General features: G+C 70.3%; 7 protein-coding genes and 2 pseudogenes. 7 read left to right on the forward strand and 2 right to left on the reverse strand.

Annotated features, from left to right (window positions below; all coding sequences use genetic code 11):
* Position 1: 1 nt before the first annotated feature.
* From EWH70_RS26475 to EWH70_RS26495, 5 genes and pseudogenes are all read left to right on the forward strand, one after another.
* A pseudogene (locus EWH70_RS26475) lies at positions 2 to 5,101 on the forward strand (type I polyketide synthase); the annotation flags it as partial.
* Between the two features lie 17 nt (positions 5,102 to 5,118).
* Complete coding sequence (locus EWH70_RS26480; RefSeq protein WP_130478225.1) at positions 5,119 to 6,381, forward strand: activator-dependent family glycosyltransferase; 1,263 nt, start codon at positions 5,119 to 5,121, stop codon at positions 6,379 to 6,381.
* Positions 6,378 to 7,664: a glycosyltransferase gene (locus EWH70_RS26485; RefSeq protein WP_130478226.1), complete on the forward strand. Its 1,287-nt coding sequence runs from the start codon at positions 6,378 to 6,380 to the stop codon at positions 7,662 to 7,664. The genes EWH70_RS26480 and EWH70_RS26485 overlap by 4 nt, the downstream gene beginning before the upstream one ends.
* A gap of 42 nt (positions 7,665 to 7,706) precedes the next feature.
* The gene (locus EWH70_RS26490; protein ID WP_130478227.1) at positions 7,707 to 8,954 is read left to right on the forward strand and encodes a cysteine desulfurase-like protein; all 1,248 of its coding nucleotides are present in this window, start codon (positions 7,707 to 7,709) and stop codon (positions 8,952 to 8,954) included.
* Positions 8,951 to 9,715 carry a thioesterase II family protein gene (locus tag EWH70_RS26495; RefSeq protein ID WP_130478228.1) on the forward strand — a complete coding sequence of 255 codons (765 nt, stop codon included), beginning with the start codon at positions 8,951 to 8,953 and terminating at the stop codon, positions 9,713 to 9,715. The genes EWH70_RS26490 and EWH70_RS26495 overlap by 4 nt, the downstream gene beginning before the upstream one ends.
* Before the next feature lie 168 nt (positions 9,716 to 9,883).
* Here EWH70_RS26495 and EWH70_RS26500 read toward each other — a convergent pair whose 3' ends face one another.
* Positions 9,884 to 10,294, reverse strand: a complete 411-nt coding sequence (locus EWH70_RS26500; RefSeq protein WP_165436423.1) for an aromatic ring-hydroxylating oxygenase subunit alpha — start codon at positions 10,292 to 10,294, stop codon at positions 9,884 to 9,886.
* 358 nt (positions 10,295 to 10,652) lie between these two features.
* On the opposite strand from EWH70_RS26500, the pseudogene EWH70_RS26505 reads away from it, so the two are divergent.
* Positions 10,653 to 15,833 (forward strand): annotated as a pseudogene (locus EWH70_RS26505) (type I polyketide synthase); the annotation flags it as partial.
* Between the two features lie 345 nt (positions 15,834 to 16,178).
* Here the strand turns inward: EWH70_RS26505 and EWH70_RS26510 are convergent.
* Positions 16,179 to 17,297: an aromatic ring-hydroxylating oxygenase subunit alpha gene (locus EWH70_RS26510; protein ID WP_130478231.1), complete on the reverse strand. Its 1,119-nt coding sequence runs from the start codon at positions 17,295 to 17,297 to the stop codon at positions 16,179 to 16,181.
* 314 nt (positions 17,298 to 17,611) lie between these two features.
* Here EWH70_RS26510 and EWH70_RS26515 point away from each other — a divergent pair, with 314 nt between their 5' ends.
* Complete coding sequence (locus EWH70_RS26515) at positions 17,612 to 26,425, forward strand: amino acid adenylation domain-containing protein (RefSeq protein ID WP_420809097.1); 8,814 nt, start codon at positions 17,612 to 17,614, stop codon at positions 26,423 to 26,425.
* Positions 26,426 to 26,433 lie beyond the last annotated feature (8 nt).

Here is a 26,433-nt window from a genome sequence, read left to right on the forward strand (position 1 = left end):
GCTTCTGGAGGCGCTGCGAACGTCGCTGAAGGAGACCGAACGGCTGCGGCAGCAGGTCGCCGCCGGCCGGGAACCCATCGCGATCATCGGCATGAACTGCCGGTACCCGGGTGGCGTCACCAGCTCAGAGGAGCTGTGGCGCCTCGTCGTCGACGGTACCGACGCCATCGGTCCGTTCCCGGACGACCGGGGCTGGGACCTCGCGAACCTGTTCGACGACGACCCGGACAGCCACGGGCACAGCTATGCCCGCGAAGGCGGGTTCCTCCGCGACGCCACGCTGTTCGACCCGGAGTTCTTCGGCATCTCGCCGAGGGAGGCCGTCACGCTCGACCCCCAGCAACGGCTGCTGCTGGAGACCTCGTGGGAGACCTTAGAACGGGCGGGCATCGACCCGGTCTCGTTGCGGGGCAGCCGGACCGGCGTGTTCACCGGGATCATGTACAACGACTACGCCATGCGGGCGCTGCCGGTGCCTAGAGAGGTCGAGGGGCACATCGGCAACGGGAGTGCTGCCAGCCTCGCGTCCGGCCGGGTGGCCTACACCTTCGGTTTCGAAGGGCCTGCGGTCAGCCTCGACACCGCCTGCTCGTCGTCGCTGGTGGCGATTCACCTCGCGGTGCAGGCACTGCGCCGTGGCGAGTGCACCCTCGCGCTCGCCGGCGGGGTCACGGTCATGTCGACACCCGGGTTCTTCGTCGAGTACAGCAGGCAGCGGGCCCTGTCGCCGGGTGCGCGGTGCCGGTCGTTCGGTGAGGGCGCCGACGGCACCACCGGTGGTGAGGGCATCGGGCTCGTCCTGCTCGCCCGGTTGTCCGACGCGGTGCGGGCCGGGCACCGGGTGCTCGCTGTGATCAGAGGGACCGCGGTCAACTCCGACGGCGCGTCGAACGGGCTGACCGCACCCAACGGACCCGCACAGCAGCGGCTGATCCGGGCAGCACTCGCTGATGCGGGACTCGGACCATCCGATGTGGACCTCGTGGAGGCACACGGAACCGGGACGCCGCTGGGTGACCCGATCGAGGCCCAAGCGCTGCTCGCCACGTACGGTCAGGGGCGTTCGCAGCCGTTGTATCTCGGTTCGGTCAAGTCGAACATCGGGCACGCCCAGGCCGCGGCGGGAGTCGCGGGCGTGGTGAAGACGGTCGAGGCCATCCGGCGCGGGGTGCTGCCGAGGACACTGCACGCCGAGCCGTCAACGTCCCGAGTGGACTGGTCGTCCGGCGGCATCGCGTTGCTCACGTCGGAGAAGCCGTGGCCGGAGGTGAACAGGCCGAGGCGCGCGGGGGTGTCGTCGTTCGGCATCAGTGGCACCAATGCGCACGTGATCATCGAGCAGGCCACCGAGGACGAACCTGTGGCCGGGAGTCCCGACGAGCCGGGGACGCTGGTGGCCTGGCCGATCTCGGCGCAGGACGGGACCGCGTTGCGGGCGCAGGCCGCTCGACTCACGCGCTTCTTGTCGGGATCGGATGTCGCGGCCGTCGACGTCGGGTGGTCGCTCGCCACCACGCGTTCCGCGTTGGAGCACCGGGCCGTAGTGCTGGGCGAGTCTCGGGACCAGTTGCTGGCCGGGCTCACGGCGCTCGCAGAGGACCGGCCATCGCGTGACGTGGTGCGGGGCCGGACACGCGAGGGCGGTGTCGTTTTCGTGTTTCCGGGTCAGGGGCAGCAGTGGTGTGGGATGGCGGTGTCGTTGTTGGGGTCGTCGCCGGTGTTTGCGGCGAAGGTCGCTGAGTGTGTGGCGGCTTTTGAGCCGTTTGTGGGTTTTTCGTTGTGGGATGTGTTGTGGGGTCGTGCGGGTGCGCGGGGTTTGGATTGTGATGAGGTTGTTCAGCCGGTTTTGTTTACGGTGATGGTGTCGTTGGCGGGGTTGTGGCGGTCGTGGGGTGTGGTGCCGTCTGCTGTGGTGGGGCATTCGCAGGGGGAGATCGCGGCGGCGTGTGTGGCGGGTGTGTTGTCGGTGGAGGATGCTGCTCGTTTGGTGGCGGTGCGTGCGGGGTTGTTGGGGTCGTTGGCTGGACGTGGCGGGATGGTGTCGCTCGCGTGCTCGGCGGCGGATGCGGAGAGTGTGCTGGAGCGGTGGCGTGGGCGGTTGGGGGTTGCGGCGGTGAATGGGCCGGTGTCGACCTCGGTGTCGGGTGATGTGGGCGCGGTGGAGGAGTTGCTGGCGTGGTGTGAGGTGGAGGGTGTTCGGGCGCGGCGGATTCCGATCGAGTACGCCTCGCATTCGGTGCAGGTGGATGTGATCGAAGAGGATCTGGTGGCGGGGTTGGGTTGGTTGTCGCCGTCGGTTGGTGAGGTGTCGTTCTACTCGACTGTGACCGGTGGGCTGATGGACGGGGCTGAGCTAGGGGCGCGGTATTGGTTTGAGAATGTGCGGCGGCCGGTGGATTTTGTGGGTGCGGTGTCGTCGTTGGTGGCTGATGGCTATCGGTCCTTCGTGGAATGCGGCGCGCACCCCGTGCTGTCCATGGGACTGCAGGGGCTGATCGACGAGGCCGGGGTGGATGCCGCCGTGGTCGGCACCCTTCGCCGCGACGCCGGGGACCGCTTCCCGATCGCGGCGGCGGAAGCGTACGTGCAAGGCCTGCCCGTGGACGCCACGTGCTGGGTCCCCGAGGGCAACCGGGTCGACCTGCCCACATACGCGTTCCAGCGCCGTGCCTTCTGGCTTGACGTGCCCACGCGGGTCGACCACGGCCCGGAACATCCGCTCGCGGGTGCGGGGGTGCCGTTGCCCGCGACGGATGGGTTCGTGTGCACCGGAGTCCTGTCCACGGCCACCTCATGGCTCGCTGACCACGAGTTGGGGGAGACGTGCCTGCTGCCGGGAACGGCGTTCGTCGAGATGGCGTTGCACGCGGGTTCGCGGGTCGGCTACGGCGTGCTCGACGAACTGACGATCAACACGCCCCTGGCCGTGTCTCCGGACACGCTACGGACCCAGGTCGCGGTCGGCGCGCCGGACGAGACCGGGCGCCGTCCCGTGCAGGTGTACTCCCAGTCGGCCGAGGAGTGGACGTGCCATGCGTCGGGTCTGCTCACGGACGGCACACCGGACCCGGCCGTGCTGAGCGAGTGGCCACCGACGTCGGCCGAAGTGGACGTCTCGGATCTGTACGACCGGCTCGCCGACTCGGGGTTCCACTACGGGCCCGCGTTCCGCGGTCTGCGGCGGGCGTGGCGGTCAGGCGAACAGGTCTTCGCCGAGGTGGGACTGCCGCCGGACATCGCCACCGACGGTTACGGTCTCCACCCCGCGCTGTTCGACGCCGCGCTCCACGCCGCACTGCTCGGCGCGGACCAACGGTCGGTGCTGCCGTTCTCCTGGGGCGAGGTTGCCATCCACGCCCCACACGCGACCGTTCTGCGGGTCCGGATCACCCGCACCGGCGACGACTCCTGCGCGCTGGACTTCTGGGACGAGCACGGCGCGCCGGTCGCCTCCGTCGGACGGCTCGTCTGCAGGCCGTTCGCCCCGGACCAACTCGCCGGCGACGGCGCGCTGTACCGGACGGACTGGACGCCGTTGCCGGCGCCGGACACCACCGCGGCCGTCACCGCGGTCGAGGTGTCCACATCTGACATCCGGACGGCCACCCACGACGTGCTCACCCGGCTGCGTGACTGGCTGGCCGAGGAGCGCGACGGGACGCTGGCCGTCATCACCCGCCCCGCGTCGGAACCCGCCGCCGCCGCGGTGCACGGCCTCGTCCGGGCCGCACAGGCGGAACACCCCGGCCGTTTCGTGCTCGTCGACGCCGACACCGGTGCGCCGGACGTCGCGGCGGCGGTGGCCACCGGGGAACCCCACGTCTCGATGCGAGGCGGTGTGCCGCACATGCCGAGACTGACGAAGACCACCGGGCAGCCACGAACCATCGACCCCGACGGCACCGTCCTGGTCGTCGGCGGCACCGGCGGGCTCGGCAGCCACGTGGCCCGGCACCTCGTCGCCGCACACGGCGTGCGGCGTCTGCTGCTGGTGTCCAGGGGAGGCGCGGCCGCCCCCGGCCTGACCGCGGAACTCACCGAAGCGGGCGCCGAGGTGACCGTCGCGGCCTGTGACGCGGCCGATCCCGTTGCCCTGCGCGGAGTCCTAGGCGGGGTGGAGCGCCTCACCGCCGTCGTGCACGCCGCGGGCGTCCTCGACGACGGGCTCGTCGAAACCATGACACCCGAGCGCGTCGAGACCGTGCTGAGGTCCAAGGTGGATGTCGCGGTCGCGTTACGGGAAGCGACCGCCGGTCACGACCTCGACGCGTTCGTGTTGTTCTCCTCCGCCGCGGGCACCCTCGGCTCGCCGGGCCAGGCCAACTACGCCGCGGCCAACGCCGCACTGGACGCGCTCGCCGCGCACTGGCGAAGGACCGGCCTGCCCGTGACCTCCATCGGCTGGGGTCCCTGGGCCACCGGTGGCATGACCGACCAGCTGGCGGACGGCTGGGAACGCCGGATGGCCAGGAGCGGAATGCTTCCGCTGTCCGTCGACCAGGGGCTCGCCCTGTTCGACCTGGCCATCGGCGGCGACGACGCGGTCGTGCTGGCCGCCCGCTTCGGTCCCGCCGGACCGCCGCGACGGCGGCGTACCGCGTCCCGTGGCGACGGGACTCCTGCGCTGGCGCAACTCCCCGCCGCACGGCGGGACGCGGCGGTCGGCGAACTGGTCCGTGCCGAGGTGGCCGTGGTGCTCGGCTACGCCCCAGGGGCCGTCGTCGATCCGGCGCGTCCGTTCAAGGACCTCGGGTTCGACTCGCTCCTGGCGGTGGAACTACGCAACCGGCTGAGCGCGGCGACCGGCCTGCGGCTGCCCGCGACGCTGGTGTTCGACCACCCCACCACGGCCGACCTCGTCGAGTACCTGCGGGCGGAACTCACCGGTGACGAACCCGCAGGCGACGCGCTCCACGCCCACGTCGACCGGCTCGACGAGGCACTCGGCCTGCTCGAAGGGGACGACGGCACCCGGGCGGCCCTCGTTGCCCGGTTGCGGGCACTCGTCACCAGACACACCGCCGGGACGGCGGGTGCGGACAAGCTCGCGACCACAACGGACGACGAGATGTTCGCCCTCATCGACGGCGCACTCGGCTGACCGGATAGGAGATCTCGGTGCGAGTCCTGTTCACCTCGTTCGCGCTCGACGCGCACTTCCTCGGCTCCGTGCCGCTGGCGTGGGCGCTACGGGCCGCGGGCCACGACGTGCGGGTGGCGAGCCAGCCCGCGCTCACCGTGACCATCACCCAGGCCGGGCTGAGCGCCGTGCCGGTCGGCGACAACACCTCACTCGGCGGCGCGCTGACCGCGAAGACCGGCGCGTCCGGCGCGTCCTGGCACTCCGTCGACTTCGACCCCGGACGCCCCGAGGTGCACACGTGGGAGTTCGCCTCCGCATTGCACGCGGTGTTGCCCGCCGAGCTGTTCGCCGGGCTCAACGACGACACGATGATCGACGACCTGGTGCGGTTCGCCCGGTACTGGCGGCCGGATCTGGTGATCTGGGAACCGTTCACGTTCGCGGGCGGTATCGCGGCCAAGGCGGCGGGCGCCGCCCACGCACGCCTGCTGTGGGGGGCGGATCTGTTCGGGGACCAGCGAACGGCGTTCCTGTCGCACCTGGCCGACCGCCCCGAGGCTGAGGACCCGATGGCGGCCTGGCTGTCACCCGTGCTCGACCGGTACGGCCTGGTGTTCGATGAGACCTCCGTGCGTGGGCAGTGGACGATCGACCAGATGCCCGCGAGTATCCGCCTGCCACTCGGCGAGCACACGGTGCCGATGCGGTACGTCCCCTACAACGGTGCCGCGGTCGTGCCCGGCTGGCTACGTGAGCCGCCCGGACGCCCGCGGGTGTGCGTGACCGTCGGGCTCACCGCCAGGGACGGCGCGGACTACCTCGTCGGCTCGCTCGCCGGGCTCTTCGACGCGCTCGGTGACCTGGACGTCGAGGTGATCGCCACCCTGAACGCCGAGCAGCGGGCCCAGGCGGAGCCGTTGCCGCCGAATGTCCGCGCGGTGGACTTCGTGCCACTGCAGGCACTGCTGCCAACCTGTTCCGCCATCGCCAACCACGGCGGAGCGGGCACCTGGTCCACGGCCGTCGCCTGCGGGGTGCCACAGTTGATCTCGCCGTCCACCTGGGACAACTTCTACCGTGCTCGCCGCACGGCGGAGCTCGGCGCCGGAATCGTGACACCACGGGACGAACTGACCCCGGACGCGTTGCGGGACGGACTACGCCGGCTGCTCGACGACGAGCGGTTCGCCGATGGCGCGGACCGGCTCCGCGCCGAGATGACGAACGAACCGGACCCCGCCGGCGTCGTGCCCGCGCTGGAGAAGCTGACGGCCACGCACCAGGACCTGCCGCTGTGAACGTGTTGATCGTCGCCGTGGGGTCGATGGGCGACCTCGTCCCCTACACCGGCCTGGCCACCCGGCTGCGGGAAGCCGGACACGCCGTCGCTGTCGCCACGTACGAACGGTTCGCGGCCGTCGTCCGGCGGACCGGTGCGGAGGTTCGGGTGATTCCCGGTGATCCGGCGGCCGAGGGGGAGTGGACCCAGGCGCCGAACTCCGCGGGAGCCATGCGCAGGATCACCTCGGGCACCGTCGCGCTGGGGGAGCACATCTATGCCGTCGCCGAGCCGTCGGACGATCTGATCCTCCTGTGCCAGTCCGCGATCTGCGGGGTGCATGCCGCGGACCGCCTCGGCATCCCCAGCGCAGGTGTGTTCTTCGAGCCCATGCATCCGACAGCGGCGCACCCGCCGTCCTACCTCGGTACCGGGCGTTCGCTCGGCGCCGTGGGTAACCGGCTCACGGGCAGGCTGGTGCTCGCGCTGGGGGGACGGCTGATGCGCGGCCCGGTGCGGGTGCTACGCCGCAGGCTCGGACTGCCGGCACAGTCCGGACGCGCGCTCGCGGCGCGGATGGCCGACTGGCCGATCCTCCACGCCTACAGCCCGAGCGTGCTGCCCCGGCCGTCGGACTGGCCGTCCGCGCTGGACGTCACCGGCTACCTGTGGCCGTCCATCACGTCCCCGGGGTGGACACCACCCGCCGACCTCGCGGACTTCCTGGACGCGGGCGAGCCCCCGGTGTTCGTCGGGTTCGGCAGCCGGGCCATGTCGGACACGGAGTCCCGGCGCGTCGTCGGGATCGTCGAGGAGGCGCTGTCGCGTGCGGGGGTACGTGGCGTGATCCAGGCCGGGTGGGCGCGGCTCGCGGGCCGGTCGGCACACACGTTCACCATCCGGGAGACGTTGACGCCACACGACTGGCTGTTCCCCCGGATGGCCGCGGTGGTGCACCACATGGGCGCGGGCACCGCCGCCGCCGGCCTGCGTGCCGGGGTGCCCAGCGTCGGTGTCCCGATCCTGGGCGCCCAGCCGTTCTGGGCGGCCAGGATCGCGGGCCTCGGCGCGGGACCCGCACCGGTGCCCTACCGGAAACTCTCCACGACACGGCTGGCGGACGCGATCACGGCCGCGGTGTCCTACCGGTCCTATCGGGACACCGCCGCCGCGCTGAGCGAACGTATCGCCGGTGAGGACGGTGCGGGGGCCATCGTCACCGTGCTCGACCGCCTGGTGGACGGCGATCCGACCGGGATTCCACCATCGTTTCCGCCTGGTGCGGCGGCGAAGGAGCCGTGATCCTTCCACCATGTGCGGATCCGATCGACCCCTGGAGTGCACGTGACCTACGACGTCGAGACCCTGCGGGCGCAGTTCCCTGCACTCGCAGCGGGAAACGCCCATTTCGACGCGCCGGGCGGGCCGCAGGTGCCCCGGCCAGTCATCGATGCGATCGCCGAAGCTCTCGCGAACCCGACCGCCAACCGGGGCGAGAACACCGCGGGTGGGCGCAACGCTGAGGAGATCGTCGTACAGGCGAGGCAGGCGCTCGCCGACTTCCTTGGCGCATATCCGGCCGGCGTGGTGTTCGGGCGCAACGCGACACATCTCGCGTACGAGTTCTCCCGAACACTCGCCAAGACATGGATGCCCGGCGACGAGGTGGTGGTGACCCGCCTCGACCACGAGTCCAACATCAGGCCGTGGGTGCTGGCCGCGGAGCGCGCGGGCGCGGTCGTCCGGTGGGCCGACTTCGACCCGGCAACCGGTGAACTGACCGTGGACCACATCCGCGCCGTACTATCGGACCGTACCAGGGTCGTCGCGGTGACGGCGGCGTCCAACCTGATCGGCACCCGGCCGCCGGTGCCGGAGATCAGCAAGCTCGCGCACGAGGCGGGTGCGCTGTGCTATGTGGACGCCGCCCACTACAGCGCGCACGCGAGCGTCGACTTCGACCGGTTGGGCGCGGACTTCGTGGCGTGTTCGGCGTACAAGTTCCTCGGGCCGCATCTCGGGGTGCTGGCCGCGCGGCCGGGGCTGCTGCACTATCTGGGGCCCGACAAGCTGGTCGCGGCGACGAATGTGGTACCGGAACGCTTCGAGTTGGGCATCCTGCCGTATGAGGCGCTGGCCGGAGTTCGCGCCACGGTCGACTTCCTCGCCTCGCTGGGCCAGGGCGGCACCCGCAGGCAACGGCTGGTGTCCGCGATGGGCGCCGTCGCGGCACACGAGGACGCGCTGCGGAGGCGGATAGAGGAGGGGCTCGCCGGGCTGCCCGGGGTGACCGTGTGGTCGAGAGCGGCGGACCGGACGCCGACATTGCTGCTGACGATCGACGGGCGCGACCCCCTTGACGCGGCCAGGTTCCTGTCAGTCCGCGACGTCGACACGGAGGCTGGGTGCTTCTACGCCGTCGACGCCGCGGCCCGGCTGGGGCTGGACCGCCGCGGTGGCCTGCGGATCGGGCTAGCCCCTTACACCAACGACGACGACGTCGACCGCCTGCTGGAAGGCCTTGCCGCGTTCGTCGACAGCCCACTGGCGCAGACGCGGATGTTGATCTCGACGAGAGGAATTCCGTCATGACGACGTCCACGCTGGACGAGATCTGGGTCCGGCAGTTCCACCAGGATTCCGGTGCGCGGGGGAATCTGGTGTGCTTCCCGCACGCGGGCGGCTCCGCGAGCTACTTCACGCCGCTGTCGGACCTGCTGCGGTCGGAGCTGCGGGTGCTGTCGTTGCAGTACCCCGGGCGGCAGGACCGGTTGCACCACCCGATGCTGACGACGATCCCCGACCTGGCAGAGGGCGCGTACACCGCGCTGGAGCCGATCCTGGACGAGCCGGTCGCGTTCTTCGGGCACAGCATGGGGGCGATGGTGGCGTTCGAGGTCGCGACGAGAATGGCGGCCAGGCGTGGCACGGCCCCGGTGGCGCTGTTCGTGTCCGGCCGGCGGGCGCCGTCACGCAGTCGTGCCGGGGAGGTCGTGCACCAGCGCGACGACGCGGGGGTCGTCGCGGAGCTGAAGGCGTTGAGCGGTACCGACAACCGGTTGCTCGACGATCCCGACGTGGTACGGATGATCCTTCCCGCTCTGCGCGGGGACTACACCGCGGTGGAGACGTACCGGCATGAGCCGGGTCCGCCGCTCACCTGCCCGGTCGTCGGACTGCTCGGTGAGGACGACGACAAGGCCGACCAGGACGAGGTTCGGGCGTGGGAGACGCACACCACGGCGACGTTCCGGCTGCACATGTTCCCCGGTGGGCATTTCTACCTCGATGACACGGCGAACCGGCGCGCGGTGGTGGAGATCATCACCCGCCAGCTCGCCGGAACCGCCTGACTCGTGAAGGCCACCTTCACCACGTGATACGTCAGGGCCCGGCAAAGTCTGGTGGCCGGAGCGCGTAACTCGCGTTCCGGAGCCCGTAACTCATACTGCGAGAGGTGGTTCTCACTCTGTGGTGATCGTGCCTGAGCGGTGCTTTGGCCGAGCCAGGCGCTGGGCGGCTCAGCCACCCCACTCGTCCAGTTCCACCGCGGGCGAGCGCAGGCCGTTGAGGGTCTCGCGGTCGAAGTCCGGACGGTCCGGGACTCCGGTGACCCGGCCCTCGATGTCATAGGCCCAGTTGTGCCAGCGGCAAGTGAAACGCCTGGCGCCGGTGCCGCTCTCGGGCACGATCCGGGCGCCCCGGTGCTGGCAGACATTGTGGAAACCGGCCAGGCCGCCGTCCTGGCGCCTTGTTATGACGATGTTCTCGCCGTTGCCCGACCACGCGTGGAAGTCGCCGGGGTTCGCGATCTGGCTCGACCGGCAGATGATCTGCCAGCTGCGGTTGAGCACGCGGATACGTTCCAGCTCATACCGCTGCGGGTCCCGGTAGACGTCCGCGTCCAGTGTGGATGGGCCGATCGGCGGCACGCTCGGTATGCCAGGCCCGAAGCGGGCGGGCAGATCACCACGGTTGGCTGGAAAACCACTGTCGACCTCCGTCGAGTTTCGTTCACTCTCTGCTTACGCGCACCCGATGATCTGCCCGCGGTCCGGTGGGCGTCCATGTGGAACCGGCGGCAGAGGTGAAGGTGGACCGGGTTTCGCCGCCGTTTCCACATGGACGGGGCCGGGGCAGAACACCGACGATTCGCGGGGCGGGGAACTGTCGTGTGTGAGTGAAGGACGGGGATGCCAGGTGGGCGCTGAGACCGAGGAACGGCTCCGCGGCTATCTCAAGCGGGTGACGGCCGAGCTGCTCGCGGCGCGGGAACAGCTCGCGGACGGTGACGAGCCGATCGCCATCGTCGGCATGTCGTGCCGGTTTCCGGGCGACGTGCGGAATCCGGATGACCTGTGGCGGCTGGTGTCCCGGGGCGGTAGCGGCATCTCCGGGCTCCCCACCGACCGAGGGTGGCGGATCGACGACGGCGCGGAGGGACAGGAGAACGGCCGTCCGCTGCCACGACAAGGCGGGTTCCTCACCGACGCCACCTCCTTCGACGCCGACTTCTTCGAGATCTCCCCGCGCGAGGCTGTCGCGATGGATCCACAGCACCGGTTGCTGCTGGAGATCGTGTGGGAGGCGCTCGAACATGCCTCGATAGCGCCGGATTCGGTGCGTGGCAGCGCGACGGGCACCTATATCGGGATGATGTCCGGCGACTACGCGATGCCACTGACCGCCGCCGGACAGTCAGACAACTTCGGCGGGTTCCTGGTCAGCGGCAACACGAACGCGATCGCGTCCGGCCGGATCGCCTACACGCTCGGCCTGACCGGGCCCGCGGTCACCATCGACACGGCCTGTTCCTCCGGGCTGGTCGCCGTGCACGACGCGTGTCAGGCTCTGCGTCGTGGCGACGTGTCGCTGGCGCTGGCCGGCGGGGTCGCGGTGATGTCGACGCCCACACTGCTCGTGGAGTTCAACCGGCAGGGCGGCCTCGCGGCGGACGGCCGGTGCAAGCCGTTCGCCGCCGCGGCGGACGGGACCGCGTTCGCCGACGGCGCGGGTATGCTTGTACTGCAACGGCTTTCGGACGCCCTGCGGGACGGGCGCGACGTGCTCGCGGTGATCCGGGGCAGCGCGGTGAACCAGGACGGGACGTCGAACGGGCTGCTCGCGCCGAACGGTGCCGCGCAACGTCAGGTGATCGCACGGGCACTCGACGCGGCCGGACTGACCGCGGACCAGGTCGATGCCGTGGAGGCACACGGAACCGGGACGCCGCTGGGCGATCCGATCGAGGCGCAGGCGTTGATCGCCACCTACGGGCAGCGACGGGCGCGGCCGTTGTACCTCGGGTCGGTCAAGTCGAACATCGGCCACACCCAGGCCGCGGCCGGCATCGCCGGGGTGATCAAGATGGTGCTCGCGATGCGGCACGGTGTGCTGCCGCCGAGTATCGGGGTCGACGAGCCGACGCCGCACGTGGACTGGTCCGCGGGGGAAGTCCGGCTGGTGACCGGGACGACCCCGTGGCCGGCGACGGACGCACCCCGCCGGGCCGGTGTGTCGTCGTTCAGCCTGAGTGGCACCAATGCGCACGCGGTGCTCGAGGAAGCGCCCACGCCGGACGAGCCCGATGCGCCCGGGACGGCGCTGCCCGCGGTGCCCTGGGTGCTGTCCGCGAAGTCCGCGACCGCACTGCGCGCGCAGGCCCGCCGGCTGTTGTCCATCGACGAGTCCGCCGCGGACGTCGGGTTGTCCCTCGCAACCGGCCGGGCCGCGCTGCGGCATCGTGCGGTGGTTGTGGGCTCGGACCAGGCCGAGCTGCACGCCGGGCTCACGGCCCTGGTCGAGAGTTCCTCCGCGGTGAACCTCGTTGAGGGCACTGTGCCCGCCTCGGACGGTCCCGGACCGGTGTTCGTGTTTCCGGGTCAGGGGCAGCAGTGGTGTGGGATGGCGGTGTCGTTGTTGGGGTCGTCGCCGGTGTTTGCGGCGAAGGTCGCTGAGTGTGTGGCGGCTTTTGAGCCGTTTGTGGGTTTTTCGTTGTGGGATGTGTTGTGGGGTCGTGCGGGTGCGCGGGGTTTGGATTGTGATGAGGTTGTTCAGCCGGTTTTGTTTACGGTGATGGTGTCGTTGGCGGGGTTGTGGCGGTCGTGGGGTGTGGTGCCGTCTGCTGTGGTGGGGCATTCGCAGGGGGAGATCGCGGCGGCGTGTGTGGCGGGTGTGTTGTCGGTGGAGGATGCTGCTCGTTTGGTGGCGGTGCGTGCGGGGTTGTTGGGGTCGTTGGCTGGACGTGGCGGGATGGTGTCGCTCGCGTGCTCGGCGGCGGATGCGGAGAGTGTGCTGGAGCGGTGGCGTGGGCGGTTGGGGGTTGCGGCGGGGAATGGGCCGGTGTCGACCTCGGTGTCGGGTGATGTGGGCGCGGTGGAGGAGTTGCTGGCGTGGTGTGAGGTGGAGGGTGTTCGGGCGCGGCGGATTCCGATCGAGTACGCCTCGCATTCGGTGCAGGTGGATGTGATCGAAGAGGATCTGGTGGCGGGGTTGGGTTGGTTGTCGCCGTCGGTTGGTGAGGTGTCGTTCTACTCGACTGTGACCGGTGGGCTGATGGACGGGGCTGAGCTAGGGGCGCGGTATTGGTTTGAGAATGTGCGGCGGCCGGTGGATTTTGTGGGTGCGGTGTCGTCGTTGGTGGCTGATGGCTATCGGTCCTTCGTGGAATGCGGCGCGCACCCCGTGCTGTCCATGGGACTGCAGGGGCTGATCGACGAGGCCGGGGTGGATGCCGCCGTGGTCGGCACCCTTCGCCGTGGCGACGGCACCCTCACCCGCGCGCTCACCTCGCTAGCCGAGGCCTACGTCCAGGGCCTTCCCGCCGACTGGCCTGCGGTGTTCGCGGGCACCGGCGCGCGGCGGGTACCGCTGCCGACCTATCCCTTCCAGCGCAACAGATTCTGGATCGACCAGCCCGCCCCCAGGACGGCCTCGGCCGGACACCCACTGCTCGGTGTCGCCATGGCCCTGGCCAACGGCGACGGTCACGTGCTGGCCGGACGGATCTCCCGCGCCGACCACCCATGGCTCGCCGACCACGCCATCGCGGACACCGTCCTCCTGCCCGGCACGGTGTGGGTGGAGCTCGCCGCACACATCGGCGGGGTCGAGGAGCTGACGCTGCGGGCGCCGCTGGTGCTCCAGGACGACGGCGTCCACGCCCTCCAGGTGATCGTGGGTGCGCCGGACGAGACCGGGCGCCGGGCCGTGACCATGCACTCACGGCCCGAGAACACCGACGAACCATGGACAGTCCACGCGGAAGGCATCCTGACGGCGGCACCGGCGGACACCTGGCGAGAAGGACCCTGGCCACCACCGGACGCCACGCCTGTCGACATCGCCGACGCCTACACCGACCTGGCGGACGCGGGCTACAGCTACGGGCCCGCCTTTCACGGGTTGCGGGCGGTGTGGCGGGACGGCGACGTGCTCTACGCGAACGTGACGCTCCCGGAGACCGTCTCGCCCAGCGGCTACGGCGTGCACCCGGCATTGTTCGACGCCGTGTTGCACCCGATGCTGGTGGCCGCGGGCGGCGGGCGGGACGAGATGCGCCTGCCGTTCGCCTGGCGTGGCGTCACCGTTCACACGAAGGGTGCCACGGAACTACGCGTCCGGCTGGCCCGGGACGGTGACGGCGTCGCGATCCGGGCGACCGACACCAGCGGTACGCCGGTGCTGTCCGTCGAATCGCTCGACACCCGGCCGGTCGCGGTGGCGGGACTCCGCGTCGCGCGCCGTGCCGGCCTGTTCCGGCTTGACTGGCCGGTGCTGACGGGCGCAGGCGCGGCACCCCCGGCGGACCACGTGTTCGCCCGACTGTCGACGTCGGACGACACCGGAACGGGTCCGACCGCCGTCCGTGCTCTGCTCGGCGAACTGCTCCCCCTCTTGCAGGAGTGGCTCGCCGCTGAGCACGGGGCCAGCGCGCGGCTGGTGGTCGTGACCACGAACGCGGTCGCCGTGGACGGGGCTACCCCCAACCCGGTCGCGGCGACCGCGTTCGGCCTTGTGCGGTCCGCGCAGGCCGAACACCCCGGCCAGTTCGTGCTGGTGGACACGGATGGAACCCTCGAATCCGACGACCGGTTGCACGCCGCGGTGGAAACCGGCGAACCGCAACTCGTGCTGCGGAAGGGCACGATCCACGCCGCGCGGCTCGTCCGCGAGCCGTGGCCGTCGGCGGCGTCCGTGCCACCGATAGACGGCACGGTGCTGATCACCGGTGGCCTCGGCGCACTCGGCGGTCATGTGGCCCGGCACCTGGTGGCGAGCCACGGCGTCCACCGGTTGCTCCTCGTCGGCCGCAGAGGTGTGGACACCCCCGGGGCCACCGAACTCCTCGCCGAGCTCACCGCCGCCGGCGCGGACGTCACCGTGGCGCGCTGCGACGTGTCCGACCGGGCCGCGCTCGCGGCCGTGCTCGACGCGATCCCGGACGAACACCCGCTGACGGCGGTCATGCACACCGCCGGTGTCCTCGCGGACGGTGTGGTCACGGCGCTCACGCCGGAACGGCTCGACGACGTGTTGCGTGCCAAGGTCGACGCCGCCTGGCACCTGCACGAGCTGACCGACGGCCTCGCGGAGTTCGTGCTGTTCTCGTCGGTCGCGGGCACGTTGGGCGCCGCGGGGCAGGGCAACTACGCGGCCGCGAATGCCTTTCTGGACGCACTCGCCCAGCAACGGCGCGACGCCGGCCTACCGGGACTGTCCATCGCGTGGGGGCAGTGGGCTCAGGACAGCGGCATGACCGCCGCGCTCGGCGACGTCGACCGCGGCAGGCTTGCGGGGGCCGGACTGACACCGATGCCCGCCCCGGACGCGCTGACGCTGTTCGACGCCGCTCGCGCGGCCGGTCCGGCGAACCTGGTCGCCGCGCACGTCGACCTGGCCGCGGTGCGGGCCACGATCGGGACGGACCACGCTCCCCACGTGCTGCGGACCCTCGTCCCCGCACGCGACAGGGAAACGCCGTCCTGGCGACATGAACTGACCGGGCTGTCGCCGGCGGACCAGCTCGACCGGCTGACGGAGCTGGTCCGGTCCCGGGTGGCCGTCGTGCTGGGACACCAGGGCACCACGATCGACGTGGACCGGCCGTTCCGTGAGCTGGGCTTCGACTCGCTCACCGCCGTGGACCTGCGCAACCGGCTGGCGTCGGCGACCGGTCTGCGGCTGCCCGCGACGCTGGTCTTCGACTACCCGACGCCCGCCGCACTCGCGGCGCGGCTGCACACCGAGCTGGCCGCCGTCGCGGAAGAACCTGACCCGGTGCACGCCGCCGTCACGCGGCTCCGCACCGAGATGTCCAACTGGGACGACACGGCACGCGAGCAACTGGTGGACCGGCTGAAGGACCTGGTGCGTGAGTGGACGCCCGCCGCCACACCGGCTGCCCAGCTGGCGTCGGCGAGCCCGGACGAAGTGCTCGCGCTGCTGGACGCGCAGCTGGAACGGCACTGACGGTTCCAGGTCCGGACGTTCAGTGTCGCTGGGCCTGCAACCGGGCCTGATCCGGCCGCCAGGCCAGGCAGTCAAAGCTCGTGAAGGCCACCTTCAGCACGCCAGACGACAGAAACTCGGCGTTCATCCAGGCTCGTGTGTCTCACCGGCGCCCCGCACCACGGCAGCATCAACGGTCACCACGAACGAGACCACCGCCAGGCCAGCAACGGTCCCATGCTTGCGCAACACTGAACCAAGGGACCGTTACACGCGGCCCAGCACACCCAGCCCGCAGCACGCCACTCACGTACCCGCACCCGGGTACCGGGCCGGCCTCACCCACAACAGCCAGGGATGAAAGGCTCAGTGCAGGGTGGCGGAATCCCGCGCATGCTTCGGTTCGAGTCCTAGTCCGTTGCCGCCGGCGAGCATGTCGTCGCAGACGCGGTGGAAGTGCGTGATGAGACACTCGCGTTCGTTGAAGATGTTCTGCCGGTAGGCGGAGGATCCGGCGACCGCCGCGACGTTCGTCCACTCGTCGACGTCCTCCTGAACGATCGCCTTGACCACTTCCCAGTGCATCTCGGCGGAGTCGTTGTACTCCTCGTCGTCGGTGTCGTACTGCAGTTCCCAAGCCTCGAACCGTGTTTTGTCGACGGCGAGCGGGACCGCGCGGAACAACTGGGTGTGCACTCGGTGGCAGTTGAACACCGCGGTGGGGAACAGGTTGTAGTTGCAGATCGCCAGTGCGTTGTGGTCGAGCGTGCTACGCAGGTCGTCAAGTGCGCCCTGGAGCGGCACGACCATCATGCCGTTGCGACCGAAGACATCCATTGTGGACTGACGGGCATCCTTGACGTCGGCTGCCGGAATTCTGTGCAGTGCTTGAGCGTGGTAGTACTCGCTGAAGGCGTCGACGCAGACCTTCCAGTTGACATCGACTTCCCACTCGACCTTGTCGGCGAGCCGCATCTCCTCCATACGGTAGGCGGACAGCTCGCCCGCGATCTCCGAGCCGAGCCAGTCGAGTAGCGGCCCGGCCACCCCGGGGCCGGCCAGTACCGCCCACACCCAGCCACCCCACTCTTCGAGATCAATCGTGGGGGAACTGAGCCCTTTGAGGGCCTCGCGGTCGAAGTCCGGCCGGTCGGGTACGCCGGTCACCCGGCCGTGGATGTCGTACGCCCAGTTGTGCCAGCGGCAGGTGAACCGGCGCGCGCCGGTCCCGCTCTCCGGCACGATCCGCGTGCCTCGGTGCTGGCAGACGTTGTGGAAACCGGCCAGGCCACCGTCCGGTCGCCTGGTGATGACGACGTTCTCACCATTGCCTGACCACACATGGAAATCGCCCGGGTTCGCGATCTGGCTGGACCGGCAGATGATTTGCCAACTGTTGTTGAGCACGCTCGTACGCTCCAGCTCGTACCGCTGCGGGTCCCGGTAGACGTCCGCATCCAGCGTGGACGGCCCGATCGGCGGCACGTTCGGGATGCCGGGGCCGAAGCGGGCGGGCAGCTCACCACGGGTTGGTTGGAAAACCACAGTTGACCTCCGTCGGCTTTCGTTCGCGATTCGACGCGCCCCCGATGATCAGCCTCTCGCTGGCGGCAGTCCATGTGAAAACGGCGGCGATTCGTCGGGTGCCGAGCACTCGGCCGGCTTTCGCCGCCAGTTCCGCATGGACCTGGCTGAGTGCCGCCGCTGACGATGTGTGCGGGATTGGTGTGGTGCGAGCGGAGGACGGATGCCAGATGGGCGCTGACGACGGGGCACGGCTGGGGGAGTTGGTCGCCAGGGTGGGGGACATGTCGGGAGCTCCTGCGGAGGACACATCGCCTGCCTCGGTGGTCGAGGCGCTGCGGGCGGCGTTGCTTGAGAACGAGCGGCTGCGTGCCGGCAACCGCAGCCTCACCGCCGCCGTCCGGGAACCAATTGCCGTGGTCGGCATGGCCTGCCGGTTGCCGGGTGGTATCGCCACCCCGGACGATCTGTGGTTGGCGCTGGCCGACGGGGTGGACAAGGTAGGTCCGTTCCCGCCGGACCGTGGCTGGGATCTGGAGAACCTTTACCACCCCGATCCGGACCATCCCGGTACGTCCTACGTCCGTGAGGGCGGGTTCCTGTCGGGTGCCGCGGACTTCGACGCGGCGTTCTTCGGCATCTCACCCCGTGAGGCGCTGGCCACCGACCCGCAGCAGCGCCTGCTGCTGGAGTGCTCGTGGGAGGCACTCGAAAGCGCCCGGATCGCGCCGAAGTCCCTGGCGGGCAGCCGGACCGGTGTGTTCATGGGACTGATGCACCACGACTACCTCGGTAACACGAGCTCCGGCAGCATGGTGTCCGGCCGGATCTCCTACACGTTCGGCCTTGAGGGCCCGGCAATGACCGTGGACACCGCGTGTTCGTCCTCGCTGGTAGCTTTGCACTCCGGCATGAGCGCTCTGCGGCAGGGCGAGTGCTCGCTGGCCCTGGTCGGCGGCGCGACGGTGATGGCGAGCCCGCACGTGTTCGTCGAGCTGTCCCGGCAACGGGTGTGTGCGCCGGATGGCCGGTGTAAGCCGTTCGCGGCGGGCGCCGATGGCTCCGGGTGGTCGGAGGGCGCGGTCGTCGTCGCCATCGAGCGACTGTCGGACGCACGCCGGGCCGGACATCGGATTCTGGCTGTGCTTCGTGGCTCCGCGGTGAACCAGGACGGGGCAAGCAGCAGGTTCACCGCGCCGAACGGCTCCGCCCAGCAGCGACTCATCCAGCAGGCACTGGTGAACGCCGGGGTTTCCGCCAGTGAGATCGACGTCGTCGAGGCACACGGCACAGGCACCGCCCTCGGTGATCCCATCGAGGCGCAAGCGTTGCTGGAGACCTACGGGCAGGACCGTGAGCGCCCAGTACTTGTCAGCGCGCTCAAGTCCAATCTCGGTCACACGCAGGCCGCTGCGGGTGTCGCCGGTTTGATCAAGGTCATTCTGGCGCTGCGTAAGGGCGCGGTGCCAGGCACGCTGCACCTGGATGCGCCGAGCCAGCACGTCGACTGGGCCCAGGGAAGGGTCGAGTTGGTGACCAAGACCCGGCCGTGGCCCGCCACGGCGGGACCACGACGGGCCGCGGTGTCATCGTTCGGCCTCAGCGGCACCAACGCACACGTGATTGTCGAGCAGGCGCCTGAGCCGGAGCCCGAGCCGCCCGCGACCGGCGGACCGGTGCCGTGGGTGGTGTCCGCCCGGACCGAACGTGCGTTGCGGGCGCAGGCGGACCGGGTCGCCACGCACGTCGCCGCGCATCCGGAAGCGACACCCCACGATGTGGCGGCCGCGCTCGCGACCCGCACGTCGTTCGAACACCGCGCCGTGGTGGTCGGCACTACCACTGAGGAGCTGACCGCTGGACTTCGGACGGTGGCCGAGGGCGTTGTCGCACCCGAGCTCGCACGAGCGGGTCGCCGGGTGGTTCTCATGTTCCCCGGCCACGGCACGCACTGGGCGGGCATGGGCGCCGAGCTCCTCGACACGGAACCGGCATTCGCCGCCGAGATGGCGACGTGCGACGCGGCATTGCGTGAGTACGTCGATTGGTCGGTCGTGGATGTCCTGCGAGGCGAGCCGGGGGCGCCCGCTCTCGATGGTGAGGAGGTCGTCCAGCCCGCGGTGTTCGCCGTGATGGCCTCACTCGCGGCGGTCTGGCGCGCGTACGGCGTGGTGCCCGCGGCGGTGGTGGGACAGAGCCAGGGCGAGATCGCCGCCGCGTACGTTGCCGGCGCGCTTACGCTCGCCGACGCGGCGCGGGTCGTGGTGATGCGGAGCCGGATCATCGCGCGGACCATGGTCGGCCGGGGCGCGATGGCGACCGTGAACGCAGGGGAAGCCGAGGTCACGGAGCTCGTCGGCGCGTGGCCGGGCAAGCTGTTCGTCGGCGCGGTCAACGGCCCGGCATTCACCTTGGTCAGTGGAGACGACCACGCGATCGACGAACTGATCGCGCGGTGCGCGGACCGTGGCGTCCGGGTGCGCCGGACCGTGTCGTACGCGTCGCACTCGCCACACGTTGAGGTCGTACGTGACGTCCTGATGTCGGATCTGGAGCCGGTGCGGCCCCGGGCCGCGAGCATCCCGCTCTACTCGCCGGTGAGCGGGGACTGGGTCGACGGCGACGACCTCGACTCTGCCTACTGGTATCGCGCGATGCGTGGACAGGTCCGGCTCTCGGACGGCGTCACCGAGCTCGCCGAGCAGGGATACGACTGTTTCGTCGAAGTCGGCCCGCACACGGTGCTCGCCCCCGGGATTCAGCAGACCTTGGAACGGGTGGGCGCTCGGGGCGTGGTCGTGGGCACGCTACGGCGTGACGGTGGTGACCGGGCCCAGCTGCTCGGCGCACTGGGTGCGGCGTGGGCCGCGGGTGTACCGGTCGACTGGCGCCTTGGCGGCACCACCGTCGACCTACCCACGTATGCCTTCCAGCGCAAGCGGTTCTGGCTGGACACCCGGATGCCGGATAGCAACGCGCGCGAGGAGGAACTTCTCGCCGCGTTGCCCGAGCCGGACTCCGACATAGCAGGTACCCGGGCGACCTTGTTGTCCGGCACAGCCGCCGACCGCGCGGCCGCCGTGGTCGATCTGGTCGTCGGTGCCGTCGCGGGAGTGCTCGGACACGGCACGCCAGACGCGATCGCCCCCGACGATGCACTCGTCGAGCTGGGCTTCGACTCGCTCAGCGCAATGGAACTCCGCAACCGGCTCAACCGGGTGACAGGGTTGCTGTTGCCGATGAGCACGGCGTTCGACCACCCGACGCCGCGTGCGCTCGCCCGGTACGTGCTCGACGAGCTGACCGCCGCGCCGCAGGCCGACGACAGCGACGACCTCCTGCGGGTCGCCGCCGAGCGGGCCGCGGGCCGCGGGCCCGAGCGGCCGCCGCTCTCCTTCGCGCAGCAACGACTCTGGTCGCTGGACCAGGTCGTGCCCGACAGTCCCGCCTACAACCTGACCATGGCCATCGGCGTCCGTGGCGAGGTACGGCCGGAACCGCTGGAGCAGGCGGTCAACGAGCTCGTCCGGCGGCACGAGGTGCTGCGCACGAGTTTCCCGAGCGCCGACGGCACGGCATGGCAGGAGATCCGGCCTAGCTTGACGATCACGCTACCGTTCGTCGATCTGACCGACAGCGTCGAACCACGGGCCGAGTTCGACCGGCTCGCCGACGACATGGCCACCACCCCCTACGACCTCGCAGGAGGACCGCTGCTGCGGGTGACCCTGGTGCGGTTCGGTCCGGAGCAACACCGGCTGCTGCTGGGTATGCACCACATCGTGTCCGACGTGTGGTCCGGTGGGGTGCTCGCCAGTGAGCTGGCTGAGGCGTACGCGGCGTTCGCCCGGGGGGAACGCCCCGACCTGCCGAACCTGCCGGTGCAGTACGCCGACTACGCAGTCTGGGAACGCTGCCGACAGAGCGATGAGGGGCTCGCCGCCTGGCGGGAGGTGCTCGGCGACCACCCCGCCGGGGTCGAGCTGCGCACCGACCGGCCTCGGCCCACCACCCAGCGGTTCCGCGGCGGCACGACGGCCGTCGAGGTGGATGGTGTGCTGACCGAACGGCTCCGCTCGTTCAGCCGCGACCGTGGGGTCACGTTGTTCACCACGTTGCTGTCCGCGCTGAAGGCGACGCTCTACCGGTATGCGGGCGACGTGGACGGCACCGGTGACGTGCTGGTCGGTACCGCGATGGCGAACCGCCAGCACGACACGACGGAGCCACTGGTCGGGTTCTTCGTCAACATGGTCGCGTTGCGCACCGGTCTCGGTGACGACCCGACGGTCGCCGAGCTGGTCGACCGCGTCAGCGGCGTGGTCAAGCACGGCTACGACCACCAGGACGTGCCGTACGACGCGGTCGTCACCGAGCTGGCGCCGGACCGGGGGACCGCGAACCCGCTGTTCCAGGTCGTGTTCGACATGAAGCGGCACCGGGGCGACGCCGACCCCACCGGACTGTCTTTTGTGGACGTCGAGGAGATCCACAACGGCACCGCCAAGTTCGACGTCGAGGTCTCGGTGACCGAGTCGCCGGACTCGCTGCTCATCGACGTCGAGTACAACAGCGACGTCTTCGACCACGGCACGATCGACCGGTTCCTCGCGGGCTATCGCGTACTGCTCACCGATTTCGCCGACCGGCTCGACCGGCGCGTGTCCGGCCTGCCGGTGCTGCCGGAGGCGGTCGAGGACGAGATCCTGTCGGCTCGCAACGACACGGTCGTCGACTACCCACCAGAGCGGATGCGCTGTCTCCACACGCTGATCGAGCAGACCGTCGACGAACGGCCGGACGAGATCGCGGTGGTCTTCGGCGACGAGCACGTGTCCTTCGCCGAACTGGACCGCAGGGCCAACCAGGTGGCGCACCGGTTGCGTGCCATGGGTGTCGTGCCCGGTCAGCCGGTCGGCATCTGCGTCGAGCGGTCGACGGAGATGGTCGTCGGCCTGCTGGGCATCATCAAGGCCGGCGGTGCGTACGTGCCGATCGACCCGACCTATCCGCGCAAGCGGGTCGCGTTCATGCTCGCCGACGCGGCGCCCCGCATCCTGCTCGTCCAGCAGCACCTCGCCGCCACGCTGCCCGAGCACGACGCGGAGGTGGTCCCGCTCGATCGCCCTGGTGAGTTCGGCGACCAGCCCGTCGCCCGGCCGGAGAACGTCACCGGACTCGACGATCTCGTATACCTGATCTACACGTCCGGGTCCACCGGCAGGCCGAAGGCCGCGATGATGACGCACCGCGGCGTGGTCAACCGGCTGCACTGGCAGCAGGACTACTTCCGCCTCACGCCGGAGGACCGGGTGCTGCAGAAGACCCCGTTCAGCTTCGACGTGTCGGTGTGGGAGTTCTTCTGGCCCTTGCTGGTCGGCGCACCGATGATCGTGGCGCGTCCGGAAGGACACAAGGACCCCGAGTACCTCGCGGCCGTGATCCAGGAACACGGCGTGACGACACTGCACTTCGTGCCGTCGATGCTGCGGATCTTCCTGCAACACCCCGGCATCGGGGCCTGCACGACGGTCACCCGGGTCATCGCGAGCGGTGAGGCGCTGCCGGCCTCGTCGATCCGGTCGCTCTACGAGCAGCTACCCGGCGCGACCCTCTATAACCTGTGGGGCGCGACGGAATGTTCCGTCGACAGCACCTGCTGGGAGTGCCCGCGTGACCCGGAGCTGGTGTCGATCGGCACCCCGATCGCCAACACGCAGATCTACGTGCTGGACGCGAACATGCGGCCGGTCCCGTACGGCACGCCGGGTGAGGCCTACATCGGTGGCGTCGGCGTCGGTCGTGGCTACTACGGCCGCCCGGAGCTGACCGAACAACGTTTCGTCCCCGACCCGTTCCGCACCGAGGAGGACGCGCGGCTCTACCGCACCGGCGACCTGGCCACGTTCCTGCCCGACGGCATCATGTTGTTCCTGGGCCGCACCGACTTCCAGGTGAAGGTGCGTGGTATGCGCATCGAGCCGGGGGAGATCGAGGCCGCACTCGCCGACCACCCGGCCGTCCGGGACGTCGCGGTCATCGCGCGGGAGCTGCCGCACGACAGCGAGGGCCGGCAGCTCGTCGCGTATGTCGTGCCGGAGGACGGGGTGACCGCGCCCGACACGGGCGGCGTGCCGGAGTGGGAGACCCTGTTCGACCAGAGCTACCAGCGTGCGGGAGACGCGGCCGCCGACTTCGACACGACAGGCTGGAACAGCAGCTACACCAACGAACGGCTGCCCGACGACGAGATGCGGGTCTGGGTCGAGTCCACCGTGGCGCGGATCGCAGCGCTGCGACCCCGGCGGGTGCTGGAGATCGGCAGTGGTACCGGCATGCTGCTGGCCCGCCTGGCGCCGGACACCGACGCCTACTGGGGCACCGACCTGTCCGCCACGGCCATCGACTTCGTGCGGGAGAACCTGTTGCCGGGACTGCCGGACACGGTCGACGCACGCCTGTTCCACCGCGAGGCCAACGACTTCACCGGATTGACCGGTGAGCGGTTCGACGTGGTCGTGATCAACTCCGTGGCGCAGTACTTCCCAGGCCCTGGTTACCTGCGCGAGGTCATCGACAAGGCGGTGACCTGTCTGCGGCCCGGTGGCGCGTTGTTCCTGGGGGACCTGCGTGAGCTGCGGTTGCTCGACACACTCCAGACGGAGATCGAGCTGGCGCGGGCCGAACCGGGACTCACGGCGGGTGCGTTGCGGGAACGGGTTCGCCAGCGTGTCGCCCACGAGCGGGAACTCCTCGTGGCACCGGAGTACTTCACCGCGTTGCGGGCGGAGATCCCCGCGATCTCCCGCGTCGAGGTGATGGTCAAACGCGGCGACCACCACAACGAGCTGACCCGCTACCGGTACGACGTCGTCGTGCACGTCGGTGCGACCGGAGGCCGGGTGGTCGAGCCGGCCCGGGTGCCGCTCGCCGACGTGCGCTCGGTCCTCGGCACACGACCGGAGGCGGTGCGGGTCGACGATGTGCCCAACGCGCGGCTCGCGGCGGTCAACGGGTTCGCGTCGGCCCTGGCCGCCGCGAATGACCACGCCGTGGTCGCCGACCTCATGGAAACCACCGCACACCGGGGGATCGAGCCCGAGGTGTGGTGGCGGCTCGGCGACGAGCTGGGCTACGACGTCGACGTCGCCTGGTCCCCGGGCGCGAAGGACGGCCGGTACGGGGTGACGTTGCGCCGCCGCGACGCGAACCTGCTGCCCGACTGGGCCGGGCCCGCCGAGCCGGGCGCCGCGTACGTCAACGATCCGGGGCTGCTCACGATCAGCCGGTGGCTCACCACCGACGCCGCGCGCTTCCTGCGGGACCGGGTGCCGGAGTTCATGGTGCCGGCCGCCGTGGTCGCCGTGCCGGCCTTGCCGGTCAACGCGAACGGCAAGCTCGACCGCGACGCGCTGCCGCCGCCGGTACGCGGCGTCGAACAGACCGGCCAGGTCGTCGCGCCGCGCACCGAAACCGAACGTCGCATCGCCGAGATCTGGCGGGATGTGCTCGGGCTGGACGAGATCAGCGTCGACCGCGGCTTCTTCGCCATCGGTGGTGACTCACTGCTCGGCATCCAGATGGTGGGGCGGGCGAAGGCACTCGGCATGGCGTTGAGCCCGCAGGATGTCTTCTCCAGCCACACGATCGCGGAACTGGCCGCACTCGCCGAGTCCCGTGGGCCGACCGCTACCGCGACCACCGGCCAGCGAGATCAGAACCTGTTGATGTGGGCGCGATCGAGGTACGCCGACGCCGAGGACGCCTACCCATTGACCGGCATGCAGCGGATCGCGCTGGATCGCATCCGGCGCGAGCCGGACTCCGGTGGGTACATCACGCACCAGCGGTTCCGGCTGGCAGGCCAGGGGCTCGACCCGGCCGCGCTGGACCGGGCGTGGCAGCACGTCGCCGTCCGGTTTCCCGCGCTGCGGTCGAGCTACGTGCGCGACGACGACGGCCGGTGGGTTCAGGTGGTCCACAAGGACGTGGGCGTGGACTTCAGCGTGCACGACCTGCGTGGCCTGCGGCCGGTCGAACAGGACCGGCGGATGAACGCACACGTCGAGGCCGAGCGGCGCCGTGGTTTCCTGAGCGGACCGCCGCAGACCCGGCTCACCCTGTTCTGGCTGGAGGACGACGTGTACGAGTACGTGCACATGTTCAGCCTCGTCGCCCAGGACGGCTGGAGCTACCAGATCATGGCCCCGGTTCTCGTCGAGGCATACAACGCGTTCCGGGAAGGGCGCACCCCGGCCGCGCTGCCGCCGTTGACCGCATACGGCGACTTCTGCGTCGAGCAGGCGGTTCGCGACAACAGCGCGGCGGAAGCGTTCTGGCAGCGGGAGCTGGCCCGCACGTCGTTCCCAGCTCCGTCGATCACACTGCCCATCGCGGAGCGGCGGTCAGCCGTGGTGACCCCGCTGCTCCAGGAGACCCACGTGCTCGCGCCCGATGTGGTGACGCGACTGTTCGCGGTGGCGTCGGTCAACGACCTGAGCGTCAACACGATCATGCACGGCGCGTGGACACTCATGCTCGGCGCGCTCACCAAGGCGCCCGAGGTGGTGTGCGGGTCGGTGTTCTCCGGCCGCGGCACCACGTCGGTCGACGTCGACCAGGCGTTTGGTCTGATGTACAACATCCTGCCGGTGGTGACCGCGCTCGACCCCGAGACGGAACTGCTGCCGTGGCTCGCTGGGGTGCAGACGTCGATCTCCGACATCACCGACTACGAGTACCTGCCGCTGGAGCGGGTGTACGAACTGGCAGGCGTCGCCGCGGACGCGCAGTTGTTCGACAGCTACCTCGTCAGCGAGAACCTGCCGGGCATCGCGGGCAACATGGCGCGATTCATGTCCGTCCTCGGCGCCATGCCCGTTCAGGTGCTGGCCCAGACCGACCACCCGCTCCGGGTCGAGATCGCCGTGGCGGGCGACTTCGTCCAGGTGTCGTTCAACCATCGGGCGGGGCACTTCGCGGACGGGCAGGTCGCCGTGTGGCTGGCAGCTTACGTCCGGCTGGTGGCCGACATCGCGGCGGCGCCTTGGCGCACCGTCGGCGACTTCCTGTCCGGTATCGATTCCTGACGCACCAA

This window comes from Amycolatopsis suaedae (assembly GCF_004214935.1).
Taxonomy (GTDB): Bacteria; Actinomycetota; Actinomycetes; order Mycobacteriales; family Pseudonocardiaceae; genus Amycolatopsis; species Amycolatopsis suaedae.